The sequence below is a fragment of the Pseudoalteromonas sp. 20-92 genome (assembly GCF_030847595.1).
GTDB classification, from domain to species: domain Bacteria; phylum Pseudomonadota; class Gammaproteobacteria; order Enterobacterales; family Alteromonadaceae; genus Pseudoalteromonas; species Pseudoalteromonas fuliginea.
Genome location: NZ_JANJGQ010000001.1, coordinates 134,452 through 150,496, shown reverse-complemented (window position 1 = coordinate 150,496; position 16,045 = coordinate 134,452). Strand labels below are relative to the sequence as shown.

The window sequence follows — 16,045 nt, the reverse complement described above, 5'->3', positions numbered from 1 at the left end:
GTGCTAGTAGCTCATAAAGCCTTTCATAACAGTAAAACACAGCTCACAGTATATGTTTAAAGTAACACCTGTCACATTTACGTCATAAAATAACTTTAGTTTGCTCGTCATGCCAAAAATCAATGCAGATTTTAACGTTAACAATAAATTAGATATTTCTATATTAGAATCAGAAGCAACTTGAAAGACGGATTTAGACTAGGGGCGAAGCAGCTTTGCTCAGCTTTTACTAAACCTTCTAGGTTACAAGCCTCGCACCGCGATTAAATAGACCATAGATAGAATAAATTTCAATCAAAAAGGTCAGCTGGCCCAAAATCTATAAAGCATGATTTTTAATAAAGAAAAGCTATTTATTACAACACTCGCTTCATGATTTTTTAGAAGAGACTGAGAAAATATAACGCTGTGTTCAGTAAAGGAACCATTATGAATTTTAGATTAAATAAAACACTTAGCTTACTTGCTAGCTGTTTAATGATTAGCGCCATAACCGCCTGTAGTAACGGTGCTGTAAGTGAGAATATAAGCATTGAGAAGCAAATAGTTAGCACTGTAGAGCTTGGTCCAAATCAAAATATGCAAGGCTCACAAGGCGCGTGGCTAAGCAATAATAATTGGTTATTAGCAAGTGAAAGCAAAGGGCTAGTACTTGTAAATAGCCAAACAGATACAAACCAAATAATTGCGCCCGGAAATTTTGAATCTCTTTCAGTTAGGGCTTTATCAAGCAACGCTTTTTTAGTGGCGAGTATTGATAACAACCAAGACAATGTAGCTATTTTTAAACTTCAACATGTAAATAAAACATGGCAGTTATCTGAGCTAACCCGAATCATATCACCACAGGCTCAGCCCGACACAGTTTGTTTATTTGCTAATAATATCACGCAGACAGTTACTGCATTTATAGCCGATGTTCGCGGCTTAATTACCGAAACGGCTATTTTTGATACAGCTAAAAATCAGCCCGTCAATGTCAGTATACGAGAATTCCCTGGCGTAAGTGAAGCTGCGGGTTGTGCTGTAAGTGATATTACAAGCACGTTGTTTATTAGCGAATCCAACGTGGGGATTTGGGCTATAAATGCAAATGCTGAATCGCAAGCTGATAAAAAACCAATTGCGCTTGTTGCACCCTTTGGCGAACTAAAAAATGAACTTGGCGCTCTCTTTGCCTCAAGTGATGGCATGATATGGTTTACAAGCACTGAAAATAGCCTCCTATATGCTTATAACCCAATTAGTAATAAATTAAAACACTGGAGGCTAAATACTAATTTAAACCCTGAATCAGCCGCTATCAAGTACACAAGTAATAATACAGCGACTGCGGTTATTTATAATGATACGACTGGGGCTTATATGCAAAGCCAACTATCCGTGAAAAAAATAGCGGTTCAAAAAAATAGGCAAAACATAACGCAAATACATGCAAATGCACAAACTACACCTGTAAACGCATTTGGTGATGCTGCTGACGATCCTGCCATTTGGGTAAACCCTAGTGATGCTGAAAACAGCCTTATTTTAGGCACTGATAAACGTCGTGGATTAATGGTATATAGCCTAAATGGCAAGCTTGAACAGTCACTTGAAGTTGGTCGTTTAAATAACGTGGACCTACGACAAAATAGCACAATTAAAAACAGTACCAATACATTAATAACAGCCAGTAATCGAACACTTAACGGTATTAGTGTATTTACAGTACAAGCTAATAATAATGTGAAGTACATTGCTGATATTCCTACCAATCTTGATGAAATTTATGGCTTATGTATGTACTCGTCAAATACGGGGAACTATGTTTTTGTAAATGATAAATCGGGGCTGTATCAGCAATATAAAATCAGTGAGAATAACGAAAAAATAACAGGCAAACTTGTTCGCGAGTTTAACCTTCCAAGCCAGCCAGAAGGCTGTAGTGCAGATGATGAACTAGGACAATTATTTGTAGGCGAAGAAGATGCCGGTATTTGGTTTATAGGTGCGGAGCCAAGCACCGGAACAACACCTATAATGCTACAACACATTAATAAGCAATTAGTTGAAGATGTAGAAGGGATGGAAATTTATCATGCAGATAACGCACGTTATTTAGTTGTTTCAAGTCAAGGCGATAATAGCTATGTGTTATACGAAATAGGTAATATAACTCAAAACACTGAAGTGCCATCACTCAAATTTAGTGGTAAATTTAGCGTTATTGCTGATTTAAACTCAGGTATTGATGGCACATCAGAAACCGATGGACTAACTGTTACAGCAAAACCTTTACCAGGTTACCCTGAGGGTATTTTAATAGTACAAGATGGTTATAATCGAATGCCGCAGCAACCACAAAACTTTAAAATAATTGATTGGCGAGAAGTTAAAAAAGCCATCAGATAATACGCGCTACCTAATCATTTTATAAAGGCTCACTTGAGCCTTTAAATTGATCTTGTAATTAGATAAATATTACATACATTTTTATACTACAATTTAAACTCATAAATTAATTGAGATTATTATGCGCCTACTACTTACTTTATTACTAATTACTCTAAGTGGCTTTGTAACAGCGGAAGAAGAGAAAAAAGTAGAACTCCCCCCTGTCGATCCTGCTTATAAAGCTAAACATCCAATGGTGTTAGTTAATAAAGGCTCGTCTATCATCGCGATGAATTTGCCTACCTATAATTCACCTCATGATGTACAAGTTGTTTATAAAATAGGTAACCCCGATGTGGCGTTTTTAGGCTTTGTCAGAAATGCTGAATTAATCACCGTAAAACCACAAGCATTTAATATTCAACATTTAATGCGTGGTGAAGAAATTACGATTATTGCCGATATTTTTGAAGGCGATTACCAACAAGGTGGTAGTTTAATTTACTCACAAAAAGAACTTGTACTAGGTAAACAGTTGTATGCCAGAGAACTAAAGGGGTTAAGTGAATCATCACAATGGCAAGACTACGACATAATCAACCTAGGCGGCACTGAGCGTATTTATATTCATAAAATTCAACAAGCGCCGAGCTATAACCATCTTATTTTTGTCGATTTAGTTAATGCGTGTATGCAAAAATTCCGCACCTCAAAACGAGTTCCACCTGTAAATGAGCTTACCTATAAATTTGTTAATTGCGGGACACTCAAACCACTTTACTACAATGCAAATGATTTTAAAAAATAGTTACCTTATTCAGTAATTAGTTTGAGCCCTTGCTTCATTGCCTCAACTGATTGCCCTGCAAAGCCTAAGCGAACATAACTATATTGCTTAGGCATTAAACTTCTCACTGAATCAGCAAAGTAAAACTCAGATTCTGCTTGTAAATATAGGCTTTTACTTTGCATTGCTTGTTTTATATTGCTCGTATTTTTATTTAAGTTAACCCACATTGCCATGCCGCCATCTGGCTTTTTATACTCTATTGGTAAACCCTGTGATTGCAGCAATGCTAACGTGCTGTCCATTACTTCATAACGTTGTTTATAGTGCTTAGTCATGCGTTTTAAGTGGCGTTCAAACCCGCCCTCTTGCATAAAATGTGCTACAGCTAACTGCATAACCACATCATTTTTATGATTCATTAGCTGCTTCCATGCGGTTAACTGTGCTAATACTTCAGGGGCTGCACAAATGTAGCCAATTCTAGCGCCTGAGAACATGATTTTAGAAAATGTAGATAAGTAAATAATAATCCCAGCGGGATCGTTCCCAGCCATAGGTTGTAATGGCTGACAGCGATAGTGAAATTCGTGATCGTAATCATCCTCTATAATCATTACGCCATACTCATAACATAATTGATAAATTTGCATGCGCCGTGTGGGCGAAAGCGTAACGGTGGTTGGATATTGATGCAGCGGCGTTAAGTACAACATTTTTATTGGATATCGTTTAAGTTGCGCTTTTAAATCATCTACACACAACCCATATTCGTCTTGTTTTATATCTATTAATTGCGCACCACAAGCTGCAAACGCTTTACGTGCTGGCGGATAACCTAAGGTTTCGGCAGCGACAAAATCGCTTTTATTTATAAACGCCTTTGAAATTATAAATAAAGCTTCTTGTGAGCCATTACATACAAGTAAGTCTGATACTTTTAAACTTCTAGTTTTATGTAGATAATTGCTTATCTGAGTTTTTAGCTCACTCACTCCACCTATATCGCCATAATGAAGTTTACTGGTGTCTAAATGATTAAATACATGGCTCATAGAGCGTTTAAATTCTTTATAGGGAAAGCTATTTAAATCAGGAAGTCCACCTGCGAAATTATATACGTAGTCTTTTAAATTCATTGCCGGAATAGGCACGGCTAACTCTGTAGCAAATTTATAAGGTTTTGGTGTTAAAACTGGCGTGTGCTCACAGTTAGCACTGCTTTGAATTGGCAGTGTTTGAGTGACGCTATACCCAGAGCGTTCATGGGACTCTAGCCATCCTTCGGCTACTAATAACTGCAATGCGTTCATTATTGTATGACGGTTTAACTGATACGTTTGCGCCATAACTCGAGCAGAACTAAGTTTTGTACCAGGTGCAATATCTCCCTTTACAATAGAACCACGTAAAGCATCTGCAACTTGTAAGTACTTAGCTTTGTTTGAGTTATTAAATTCAATATTAAGTGGTTGCATGTTACCCCTCTATAACTGGTATAGCTAAAAAGCCAATTCTGGTTGTTTTTACCAAACCAAATTAGCGTACATTTGTTGCTCGCAAATAGCAAAGCTTAGAGGCAATATGTTTACTCAACAGATGCATAAAACAAATAAGGTCATACTAGAGCCATTAAATTATGAGCATTTAAACGACTTATATAAAGCTGGGCAGCATCCAAAAATATGGGAATGGGTATTAAGCAACTATACAAAAACACCTGAACTGTTAAAGGAATGGTTTACCACAAGTGCACAATTTAATAAAAAAGAACAAATTGTATTTGCCATAATAGACATAGCCAGCAAAGAGGTTGTAGGCACTACACGACTATTTAGATTAGATACACATAACTTAAGTGCTGAAATTGGTCATACATTTATAAGCCATCACTGGCAGCAAACTTATATTAATACTCACACGAAATATTTACTGCTTAGCTATGCTTTTGACGCGTTGAATTTAGTGCGAATAACATTTAATACTCACGAACAAAATCAAAAATCTCGAAATGCAATTACTCGACTAGGCGCCCGATTTGAGGGCGTAGCTTATAAAGACAGACTCCTTAGTGATGGGAGTTACAGAAGCACTGCAAAATTTAGCATTATTGACGAGCATTGGCAGAGTATTAAATTACAGTTAGAGGAGAAGCTTTAATGTACCCACCAATACATTTTCAAGAACATAGTATTGAACGTTTGCAGGCATTAGTTGAGCAATTTCCACTTGCAACTATTTTAATGCCCTGCTCGCAAAGTGACTTAAATAATATATGCCAAGTACCTGTATTATATGAGCCCTCACGTAATGTATTTATTGCTCACGTAGCAAAACATAACCCGCTAACACAATGTGATAAACAGTCAGTAAAATTACTCTTTAGTGGCGATAACTGTTATCTATCTCCCTCGTATAGTAATAATAAAACACTGCCGAGCTGGCTTTACTCATCAGTACAAGTAACCGCAAAAGTAGATGTTATTAAAAGCGATAATGAGAAAGAAAAAATAATGAGGCAATTAACAACCTATTTTGAGCAACCCTTTAAGCCAATGTGGAGTATTGATGAGGTGCCAAAAAATCACCGTGAAGCTATGTATCAACAATTAAGCTTTATAGAATTTACTCCCACTCATTGGAGTGGAAACTTTAAGCTAAGCCAAAATAAATCACCTGAGGTAAGAGCAAGCATAAAACAAAGCCTAGAACTTGCCAATAAGCGCTCTATTGCAAAACTATTTCAGGCATAAAAAAAGGCTCTTTCGAGCCTTTGGATTAACTTTGGAATAGTTAAAAATTTTTAAATTAGGTAAGCGTTAATAGCTGTGGAGCAACGCTATGATAGTCAACAGCCATAGCAATACTTAACGCTGTAATATTAATAATTGAAAATGCGAACACTTTACGTGCCCAACTGCTCATATCAATATTACGACGATAACCACGTAGCGCCATTAGCAACCACCAAAAGCTGGTAATACAAGCAACAGCCATAAAAGCAGCACCTGTGTAGCCAGTAATTGGCAGTAACATCACCACTAAGGCGTATACAGCAATATAAAGCACAATGTGGCGTTTTGCTTTGTCGATACCTTGCGCTACTGGTAATACAGGAATACCTGCCGCTTGGTAATCTTTAAAGCGAAAAATAGCGATCGCGTAAGAGTGCGGCATTTGCCACAAGCTAAACATGACTAGCAGTATTAATGCGCCCATATCGAACTGCCCTGTTACGGCGCAGTAACCAACTACTGGCGGTACAGCGCCAGAAAGACTACCTACAAAAGTGCCATATACTGAATTACGTTTCATGTAGAGGCTATAAACCCCTACATAAATTACGTAGCCAAAGGCTGCAAAAAATACCGCGGCTTGAGTGGTGTAGGCGATAAGTAAACCAAAGCCCACAACACCCAATAAAATACCGTGACTAAGTGCAGCAAAGGCCGACATTTCGCCTGTTACTGTAACTCGCGTACGAGTACGCGCCATGGCCACATCTATGTCTCTATCTATAACATTGTTGATAGCACAACCTGATGCAACCACTAGCGACAAGCCAATTAATGTGGCAATCATTAACCATGGGTCTATATCACCGCGCGAGGCAAGTAAAAACCCGCCCGCTACGCTGATCAAATTGCCCATAATAATACCCGGCTTTGTCACTGATAAATAACGACGAAACATCTTCAACTCCTAGTACATCATCATTGCGTTAGATTCATAAATGATCCAAACAGATAACCCAACAACCATTACGATGATCAGAGCACTGAATAGGAATGAGAAAGTACTTGCACGGCCATCTTCGGTCGTAAAATTAAGGTGTAAAAAGTATTTTAAATGCACCCAAATTTGTACGATTGCTAAAGTAACAATGCTCCAAAGCGTTGTTACTTTTGAGAAGTCACCTTCCATTACCATGTAAAACGGGATAGCAGTTAAAATTACCGATAGCACAAAGCCAATTAAGTAAGTTTTAACACTGCCATGAGATTCATCATGATGATCACTTTGCGTTTGCTTTAACGCGTGCGTTTCGCTGTGGCTCATTACATTGCTCCCATTAAATAAACAACGGTAAATACACAAATCCAAACAATGTCTAAGAAGTGCCAAAATAGGCTTAAGCAGCTTAAACGCGTTACGGTTGCTTTACCTAAACCACGTTTAGCAACTTCAATCATCATTATGGTCATCCAAATTAGACCCGCAGTTACATGTAAACCATGTAAGCCAACTAATGAGAAAAACGATGTTAAAAAGGCACTTTGTTGTGGGCCATTACCGTGCACAATTAGGTGATGAAATTCGTATACTTCCATACCAATAAACACAGCACCTAAACAAAACGTAACAAATAACCAAGTCAGTGTTAGTGCCTTTTTTTGCCCTTGAGCGGCAATCATGGCAAAGCCAAAGGTAATACTACTAATCAGTAGTGCTGCAGTTTCTACTGCTACAAAGTCGAGTTCAAAAATATCTTTACCCGATACACCACCCGCTGTGTTCATAAATAACACAGCATAAGTGGCAAAAAACGAGGCAAACAGTAGGCAATCGGTCATTAGGTATAACCAAAAGCCAAATATCGTATCGCCAGATGTGTCGTGATGATCATGCGCGTGGGCATGATCATCGTGTGATACAGAGTCTAAATTTGCTGATTCTAAATTTGCAGAAAGTGTACTCACGCTTTTAGCTCCTTAATACCACTTGAATTATATGCAGCTTCAGTGCGTGCAATTTCATCAGGTTGTATATAGTAATCTACATCGCTGGTGTAACAACGTTTGATAAATATGGCAATTCCGCCTACTAGCCCAACAACAGCTAACCACCAAATATGCCAAATCATTGCAAAACAAAATACTGTTAAGCTTGCTGCCATTAACACGCCAGCTGATGTGTTTTTAGGCATATGAATAGGGCTGTAGTTTGACTTATCTTGATATGCTTGACCTTTTTCTTTCATGTCGGTCCATGCATCAATATCATCAATATGTGGAATTGTTGCAAAGTTATAAATTTGCGGGGGGGAACTTGTAGCCCACTCAAGTGTGTGGCCGTTCCACGGATCGCCTGTTGTATCGTCAAGCGCTTCACGGTCTCTAAAGCTCACATATAATTGAATTACCTGGCTGATAATACCAAACATAATAATTACAGCACCGCCTGCGGCAATGTATAACCATATGTTCCAATCTGGGTTGTTAGTGTGGTTTAAGCGACGTGTCATACCTAAGAAGCCAAGTACGTACAGCGGCATAAATGCTACGAAGAAACCAATAATCCAACACCAAAATGATGCTTTGCCCCATTTTTCATTAAGTTTAAAGCCCATTGCTTTAGGGAACCAAAATACAAAACCGGCCAGGTAACCAAACACAGCACCACCAATAATAGTGTTATGAAAATGTGCAATTAAGAATAAGCTGTTATGCAGTACATAATCGGCGCCAGGAATAGCAAGTAATACACCGGTCATACCGCCTACGGTAAAGGTAACCATAAAGCCAAGTGTCCAAAGTACCGGTACGCTAATACGTAAACGACCTCGGTAAATGGTAAATAACCAGTTAAATAACTTAACCCCAGTTGGTACGGCAATAACCATGGTCATTACCCCAAAGAACGCATTAACGTTAGCACTCGAGCCCATAGTAAAGAAGTGATGTAGCCAAACAATAAAGCCTAAAATTGAGATTGCACCGCTGGCGTAAACCATCGATTTGTAACCAAACAAACGTTTACCGGCAAAGGTCGAAATAATTTCAGAAAAAATACCAAACGCTGGTAATACTAATATGTATACCTCAGGATGACCCCATGCCCAAAACAGGTTGATGTACATCATGGCGTTACCGCCCAATTCATTGGTAAAGAAGTGGAAGTCGAGATAACGGTCAAGCGTTAGCATTGCAAGTACAGCAGTTAAAATTGGGAATGATGCTGCAATTAAGATGTTTGCCCATGTACATGTCCATGTGAAAATTGGCATTTTCATTAGGGTCATACCTGGTGCACGCATTTTAAACACAGTTGCTAAAAAGTTTACGGCTGTTAGTAGTGTACCGAGCCCGGATATTTGCAAGGCCCAAATATAATAATCGACCCCCACCCCAGGGCTAAAGGTCAGCTCCGAAAGCGGCGGATATGCCACCCAACCTGTTTTTGCAAACTCACCAAACACAAGTGATAAGTTAATTAAAATTGCACCACTGGCTGTAAACCAAAAACTTAAATTATTTAAAAATGGAAAAGCAACATCGCGAGCACCAATTTGAAGTGGTAATACAATGTTCATCAGACCAATCATAAATGGCATTGCCATAAATATGATCATAATTACGCCGTGGGCAGTAAATATTTGGTCGTAGTGTTCTGGTGGTAAATAACCTGGCGCACCACTAGTAGCAAGTGCCAACTGCGCACGCATCATTATTGCATCAGAAAAACCACGAAACAGCATTATTAGTGCTAAAAGAATATACATTACACCTAAGCGTTTGTGATCAACAGACGTGATCCAGTCGCGCCAAAGCACGCCCCATTTTTTATACTTTGTAATAAGCCCGGCAATAATAAGCCCAGCTATCGCAATAACCGACATCGTGAACACAAGAATTGGCTCATGAAACGGAATTGCGTCGAGTGAAAGATTACCTAATAACGACATTATTATTCCTCGCCTTGGCTGTGAGATGAAGGCATTGAGTGCTCATTCATTTCATGATGCTTTTTACTCATTTGCCCATGTTCGCCCATTGCATGGTGTTTTTTGTTCATATCGCCATGCGCCTGCATATACTTCATAACAATGGTATGAAATAAGCCGTCATCAACTTTTCCGTAATATGCTACTGGGTTATTTTCACTTGCTTTTGCAAGCTCAACATAATTTGCATGAGTCAGGTTATTAGCGCTTGAATTCGCTTTCACATCACTCACCCACTTATCAAAGTCTGCTTGAGTAGGTGTAGCAATGGCATTAAATTTCATGCCAGTGAAACCTGCGCCGCTGTAATTTGCTGAAAAGCCTTTAAACGTACCTGGCTCATTTGCAATTAAGTGAAGCTTGGTTTCCATGCCAGCCATTGAGTATATTTGACTACCCAATTGCGGAATAAAAAATGAATTCATTGTGCTCTGTGAAGTTATTTTATATTCAACAGGTACATTTGCTGGGAACACTAATTCATTAACCGTAGCAATACCTTGCTCAGGATATATAAATAGCCATTTCCAATTTAATGAAACCACTTCAACAGTAAGATGCTTACCTTTACCTTCAATTGGTTTGTAAGGGTCTAGCTCTTGGGTAGACTGCCAGGTAATAACACCTAAAATGATCACAATAACAATAGGAACAGCCCAAACTGCGGCTTCAATTTTATTTGAATGAGCCCATTTTGGCGCATAAATTTCATGAGTTTGCGTGTCTCTATATTTCCATGCGAAATACAAAGTCATCACAATAACGGGAACGACTACAAGCAACATAAGCACGGTTGCGATGATGATTAAATTTTTCTCATCAATGCCTATTTGCCCTTTTGGATCGAGTATCCCGCCTTTACAGCCTGACAACGCCAGCACTGTACTAGCTAAAGCAATATTACAAAGGTTACGAATTAACAAGGGAGTATCCTACAAACCTAAAGTTTCAATTTGCTGCTTTAAATAAAAACCAAAGCAACGATTTTTCAATAAAAACCCAAGTTAACTAGAATTAAATTATAAAAATAAGGGGGCTATTCAAAACCTAAAGCTCATGCCATTAATGACCTAGCAACAAACCCAGCTTTCTAAACGCATTTATATAACGTAATAAAAGTTAACTTGGGTGAGTGGTGGTTGGCTGAAATGTGTTTAAAAAAACACGGAGCTACTTTGTTTTAGCTAACCTTAATTATTTACAGCAAGAACAAATAATTAAAACCAGCAACAAGATGCAGCGTTACAGGCAACCTGTAAAGCTAGGTGGAGCACGACAACCATGTGAAGAGATCACAGGCTGAAGAACTTTAGCCTCGCTAAAAGCAAAGGCTGCTTTACGGAGGATTATGCCAGCACGACGCGCTGGACAAATATGGAACAATAACCAACAAAGGCCAATAAGTAACTGACTTGATATGATCGGATGAGCTAAAAATTGCGCAAGATTAAGTAACAGTGGCTCTACAATAAACCCATCACTTAATAGCGCTTCAAGCTTGAAGGCATCCTCCAATGCACCGCTTAGCAACATTACAGTATTAAACACTAATAAAGTTATAGCTACACACACGCCCTTGCCTGCTTTATTCAAGCGTTCACACGTCTGCGGCTCGCCAGAGGCAAGTTCCGTAGCTGTATGATGCAAAGAAAGTGTGTTCAAAGACATTAACCTACTAAAATGACTATAACAAAATTAGAGTAATACAGTTTGCAATGGAAAAATTTAAAAAAACATTGCTGTTGTAAACCCTAAAACCAGGTGCTAAATACAATCAAACCCAACTAGCATATATTTACCTAGCGAAAATTGATCCGTATCAACCAAACTTTCAAAACTTACTGAAAGTTCGAACGTGAGTATAACAAAGAGAATTTTCTGTTCAACTAAAAATCAATTAATTTGGGTTAAGCTTTCGAAGCTATTTTGTTAATAAAAAATAACGCGATAAAAAACAATTGGTTAGCTAAAATAAAAAGCGATTTAAAGAGAAATATTTAATAGAATTATAGGTTTTCAGGAGGGAGTAATAATTGTGTCGCACAAATAAAAACAGCCCAAATTCAGTCACCACCGAACTTGAGCCGCCTTTCACACTGACAACATCTTCACACACAATATAAAGATTCTTGGTTTACATTACATGGCAATTGTAGGGAATAAAAACAACTCAAACTCAGTCACCACCGAACTTGAGTTGCCTTTCACACTGACAACATCTTCACACACAATATAAAGATTTTTGGTTTACACTACGTGGCAATTGTAGGGAATAAAAACAACTCAAACTCGTTCTTTATGGAAGTGAATCCACCGAACTTGAGTTGCCTTTCACACTGACAACATCTTCACACACAATATAAAGATTCTTGATTTACATTACGTGGCAATTGAAAGTAAATAAAAACAACTCAAATTCAGTCACCACCGAACTTGAGTTGCCTTTCACACTGACAACATCTTCACACACAATATAAAGATTTTTGGTTTACATTACGTGGCAATTGAAAGGAAATAAAAACAACCCAAGCTAAGTCACCACCGAACTTGAGTTGCCTTTCACACTGACAACATCTTCACACACAATATAAAGATTCTTTTAAGCGAGGCTAAGTTGCCTCAAGCTTATGACTAGAGCCTTGCTCTGTGTCTATGATTAAACTTTAGAGTGTTAGCTCCAATTTGACAAACGAGAAAAATAAACCTAATAGGTGAAAAAAACTAAACTATATACCTTTGTCTAATACATTTAGATTGGATTGCTTTGGAAGCTATGATGTTGAGGCGTTTTACAGACACAAAAAAAGCGCTATAAAGCGCTTTTTAATATTTAAGACAGACTTAAATAATTTGGTTTTCTTTCCAGGCTTGCTCTTTTGCTAAACGGTTTTTGCGTTTATCACATGGATCATCGCAATCACAGGCTTTATCAATACCAACCGAACCTAAACCACCACAGCTGCTTGCCATAGATTTTTTTTGCACGATCATACCAACGGCCATAGCCGAAACTATCAAAATTAGTAAGCCAAAAGTAAGAAGAAAAAGTGACATTGCTTAGCCCCTATTGATCAGCAATAAATTAAGCTCAAAACATTGTTGAGCGACTGCTATTATATACTCAAATAACGTGGAAATAAACAAACCCGCACCATACTATAAATAAGGTTTAAATGCAGGGCTTGAGTAGGTTATTAAACCGTCTTTCGATTTACCTATTAAGTACACGGGTAAATCATGCTGCTCAGCATAAGCTTGCGCTTTATCCATACCCATAACAGTTAATGCTGTCGCAAGACCATCGGCAGTCATAGCACTTGAATGAAGCACGGTTACCGACACTAAGTCGTGCTTAATCGGCATGCCGGTCACGGGATCAATTAAGTGAGTATAAATTTCACCATCCATTTCATAAAAAATACGATAATCACCCGATGTAGCAATACCATTTGTACCTGGCGACAAAACACGGTGTACCTTACGCTCTCCAGGTTGTGCGTCTGGTTGCTCTATTGCAATCTTCCAATCTTTATTATTTGGCTTTTCGCCTGCAATTCGTAGCTCACCACCAATTTCAACCATGTAATTGGTAATATTGTGGTTTTCTAATAACTGCGCCACCTTATCAATACCATAGCCTTTAGCTGTTGCCGAAAACGATAACTCTAAACCATCCACTTTTTTAGCCAAACCTTGAGCTGTTAGCGTAAGCTTATCAACGCCTATATTTTTAATCATACTTACAAGCTCTTCATCGCTAGGACGATTAGTTGGCTTTTTATCTGGGCCAAACCCCCATAAATCAATTAAAGGCCCCATAGTGACATCAAGTGTTTTGGTTGACTCACCTAACCGAATAGACTCAGATATAACAGCCCTAAAATCTTCACTAATCGGCATAACCTGATTTGCTGGTAATCTGTTGAATGTATTTATCTCAGAGTCTTCTATGTAAGTAGACATAGACTGATTAACATCTTTTAAAACAGCGTCTATTTGCGACTGTAACTGTGAGGCAGACAGCTGAACTTGCTCATCATAGTACTTAATATGATAAGTAGTGCCCATAGTCTTACCTTCTAAAAAGGTCTCTTTTGACTCTGGCTTTTCACCACAACCAGACAATAATAAAGTCAGCGTAATTAGCAAAAAGGCCATTATGCCTTGTGAAGTACTTACTCGATTCATAACTGTTCTACTTAATAGATTGATAAAATTAAAGAATAAAAAAGCCTCGTAACACAAGTGCTACGAGGCTGGTATTTTAACCAAAACTAAACTGTTTTGGTATTAGTGTTAGCCACCGAAGTCATCTAGTAAGATATTTTCGTCTTCAACACCTAAATCTTTAAGCATAGTAATAACTGCCGCGTTCATCATTGGAGGACCACACATGTAGTACTCACAATCTTCAGGCGCTTCGTGATCTTTAAGATAATTCTCAAATAACACGTTATGGATAAAGCCAGTGTAGCCTTCCCAGTTATCTTCAGGTTGTGGATCTGAAAGTGCTGTATGCCATACGAAGTTAGGGTTTTCAGCGGCTAAGCCGTCAAAATCTTCTACGTAGAACATTTCACGCTCAGAACGTGCACCATACCAAAAGCTCATCTTACGTTTAGAGTTCAAACGTTTAAGTTGGTCAAAGATATGAGAACGCATTGGCGCCATACCAGCACCACCACCAACAAATACCATCTCTGCATCCGTGTCTTTAGCAAAGAACTCACCAAATGGACCCGAAATAGTTACTTTATCGCCAGCTGTAAGTGACCAAATGTAAGAAGACATTTTACCACACGGCAAGCTAAGGTTTCTTGGCGGCGGAGCAGCAATACGCACGTTAAGCATAATGATGCCTTCTTCTTCTGGGTAGTTAGCCATTGAGTAAGCACGAATAGTCTCTTCGTCTACTTTTGACTCCAGATCGAAGAAACCAAAGTGGTTCCAATCACCACGATATTCTTCAGGAACATCGAAATCTGCATATTTAACGTGATGAGGTGGCGCTTCGATTTGGATGTAACCACCCGCACGGAACGGCACTGACTCGCCATCTGGAATTTGCAGCTTAAGTTCTTTAATGAACGTTGCTTTGTTATCGTTAGAGATAACTTCACAATCCCACTTCTTAACACCGAAAATTGACTCTTCAAGCTCAATTTCCATGTCGTTTTTAACATTTACCTGACACGCTAAACGACAGCCTTCACGGGCTTCGCCTTTAGATATGTGATCAAGCTCAGTTGGCAGAATATCGCCACCACCTTCTTTAATGTGTACACGACACTGGCCACAAGAGCCACCGCCACCACATGCAGATGATACAAATATACCTGACTCAGATAGCGCGCCTAAAAGCTTACTACCTGCTGATGTTTTAATGGCTTTATCTGGGTCGCCATTAATGCTAATGATAATATCACCACTTGCAACTAACTGAGATTTAGCACCAATGATGACTAAAACCAGTAGTACAACGATAGCGATAAAAACACCAACGCCTAAGAAAATCTGATAATCCATGATTTATCCTCGCTACCTTTACAGTGAAATACCAGAGAATGACATAAAGCCAAGTCCCATTAAACCAACAGTGATGAAGGTAATACCTAAACCACGTAAGCCGTCTGGCACGTCTGAATACTTCATTTTCTCACGGATACCTGCAAGTAATGTAATTGCAAGTGCCCAACCAACACCAGCGCCAATACCATAAACAACAGACTCACCGAAGTTATAGTTACGCTCAACCATGAAAGATACCGCACCAAAGATTGCACAGTTAACTGTGATCAATGGTAAAAAGATACCTAATGCGTTGTAAAGTACTGGGAAGAACTTATCTAATACCATTTCAAGAATTTGCACTAGCGCTGCTATAACGCCAATGAAAGTTAAGAAACGTAAAAAGCTAAGGTCTGCATCAGGATAACCAAGCCACGTAAGTGAACCTGGTGCTAATACAGCATGGTAAACTAAGTTATTAACAGGTACTGAAATACCTAAAACAACGATAACCGCTACACCTAGGCCAATTGAAGTAGTCACTTTTTTTGATACTGCTAAAAAAGTACACATGCCTAAGAAAAATGATAACGCTAAGTTTTCAATAAAAACGGCTTTTACAAATAAACTAATATAATGTTCCACTGTGT

15 protein-coding genes are annotated in these 16,045 nt (G+C 38.5%); 4 read left to right on the top strand and 11 right to left on the bottom strand.

The features are described from left to right. Positions 1 to 429: 429 nt before the first annotated feature. Both NRL14_RS00620 and NRL14_RS00615 read left to right on the top strand, forming a co-directional pair. Complete coding sequence (locus NRL14_RS00620) at positions 430 to 2,394, top strand: phytase (protein ID WP_306723738.1); 1,965 nt, start codon at positions 430 to 432, stop codon at positions 2,392 to 2,394. 121 nt (positions 2,395 to 2,515) lie between these two features. Then, on the top strand, positions 2,516 to 3,184 hold the full coding sequence (locus NRL14_RS00615; RefSeq protein WP_306723737.1) for a hypothetical protein: 669 nt from the start codon (positions 2,516 to 2,518) through the stop codon (positions 3,182 to 3,184). A gap of 5 nt (positions 3,185 to 3,189) precedes the next feature. On the opposite strand, the gene NRL14_RS00610 is transcribed toward NRL14_RS00615, so the two are convergent. Next, positions 3,190 to 4,641, bottom strand: coding sequence for a PLP-dependent aminotransferase family protein (locus tag NRL14_RS00610; RefSeq protein ID WP_306723736.1), 1,452 nt, complete (start codon positions 4,639 to 4,641; stop codon positions 3,190 to 3,192). 106 nt (positions 4,642 to 4,747) lie between these two features. Between NRL14_RS00610 and NRL14_RS00605 the strand changes: the two genes are divergently transcribed. Continuing rightward, positions 4,748 to 5,323, top strand: coding sequence for a GNAT family N-acetyltransferase (locus NRL14_RS00605; RefSeq protein WP_306723735.1), 576 nt, complete (start codon positions 4,748 to 4,750; stop codon positions 5,321 to 5,323). Continuing rightward, positions 5,323 to 5,916 carry an FMN-binding negative transcriptional regulator gene (locus NRL14_RS00600; protein ID WP_306723734.1) on the top strand — a complete coding sequence of 198 codons (594 nt, stop codon included), beginning with the start codon at positions 5,323 to 5,325 and terminating at the stop codon, positions 5,914 to 5,916. Before NRL14_RS00605 ends, NRL14_RS00600 begins: the two co-directional genes overlap by 1 nt. Before the next feature lie 55 nt (positions 5,917 to 5,971). Here the strand turns inward: NRL14_RS00600 and cyoE are convergent, their stop codons facing one another. The 10 genes from cyoE to nqrE all read right to left on the bottom strand — a co-directional run bounded on the left by cyoE (position 5,972) and on the right by nqrE (position 16,040). Beyond that, entirely contained in the window at positions 5,972 to 6,856 is an 885-nt protein-coding gene (cyoE, locus tag NRL14_RS00595; protein WP_002958102.1) for a heme o synthase, read from the bottom strand. A gap of 9 nt (positions 6,857 to 6,865) precedes the next feature. Next, on the bottom strand, positions 6,866 to 7,222 hold the full coding sequence (cyoD, locus tag NRL14_RS00590) for a cytochrome o ubiquinol oxidase subunit IV (protein WP_149615281.1): 357 nt from the start codon (positions 7,220 to 7,222) through the stop codon (positions 6,866 to 6,868). Next, on the bottom strand, positions 7,222 to 7,863 hold the full coding sequence (cyoC, locus tag NRL14_RS00585; protein ID WP_149615280.1) for a cytochrome o ubiquinol oxidase subunit III: 642 nt from the start codon (positions 7,861 to 7,863) through the stop codon (positions 7,222 to 7,224). The genes cyoD and cyoC overlap by 1 nt, the downstream gene beginning before the upstream one ends. Continuing rightward, entirely contained in the window at positions 7,860 to 9,848 is a 1,989-nt protein-coding gene (gene cyoB, locus NRL14_RS00580; protein WP_306723733.1) for a cytochrome o ubiquinol oxidase subunit I, read from the bottom strand. Before cyoB ends, cyoC begins: the two co-directional genes overlap by 4 nt. A gap of 2 nt (positions 9,849 to 9,850) precedes the next feature. Then, a complete protein-coding gene (gene cyoA / locus NRL14_RS00575) occupies positions 9,851 to 10,810 on the bottom strand; it encodes a ubiquinol oxidase subunit II (RefSeq protein WP_096793554.1) in 960 nt (319 codons plus the stop codon). A gap of 319 nt (positions 10,811 to 11,129) precedes the next feature. Continuing rightward, positions 11,130 to 11,549, bottom strand: coding sequence for a hypothetical protein (locus NRL14_RS00570; RefSeq protein WP_002958097.1), 420 nt, complete (start codon positions 11,547 to 11,549; stop codon positions 11,130 to 11,132). Between the two features lie 1,179 nt (positions 11,550 to 12,728). Continuing rightward, positions 12,729 to 12,941, bottom strand: coding sequence for a (Na+)-NQR maturation NqrM (nqrM, locus tag NRL14_RS00565; RefSeq protein ID WP_007376137.1), 213 nt, complete (start codon positions 12,939 to 12,941; stop codon positions 12,729 to 12,731). A 102-nt stretch (positions 12,942 to 13,043) separates the two neighbouring features. Next, positions 13,044 to 14,075 (bottom strand): FAD:protein FMN transferase, encoded by a 1,032-nt coding sequence (locus NRL14_RS00560; protein WP_306723732.1) that lies wholly within the window; start codon positions 14,073 to 14,075, stop codon positions 13,044 to 13,046. A 108-nt stretch (positions 14,076 to 14,183) separates the two neighbouring features. Beyond that, positions 14,184 to 15,413 carry an NADH:ubiquinone reductase (Na(+)-transporting) subunit F gene (gene nqrF, locus NRL14_RS00555; RefSeq protein WP_007376135.1) on the bottom strand — a complete coding sequence of 410 codons (1,230 nt, stop codon included), beginning with the start codon at positions 15,411 to 15,413 and terminating at the stop codon, positions 14,184 to 14,186. A gap of 18 nt (positions 15,414 to 15,431) precedes the next feature. Next, complete coding sequence (nqrE, locus tag NRL14_RS00550; protein ID WP_007376134.1) at positions 15,432 to 16,040, bottom strand: NADH:ubiquinone reductase (Na(+)-transporting) subunit E; 609 nt, start codon at positions 16,038 to 16,040, stop codon at positions 15,432 to 15,434. Between the last annotated feature and the right edge of the window lie 5 nt (positions 16,041 to 16,045).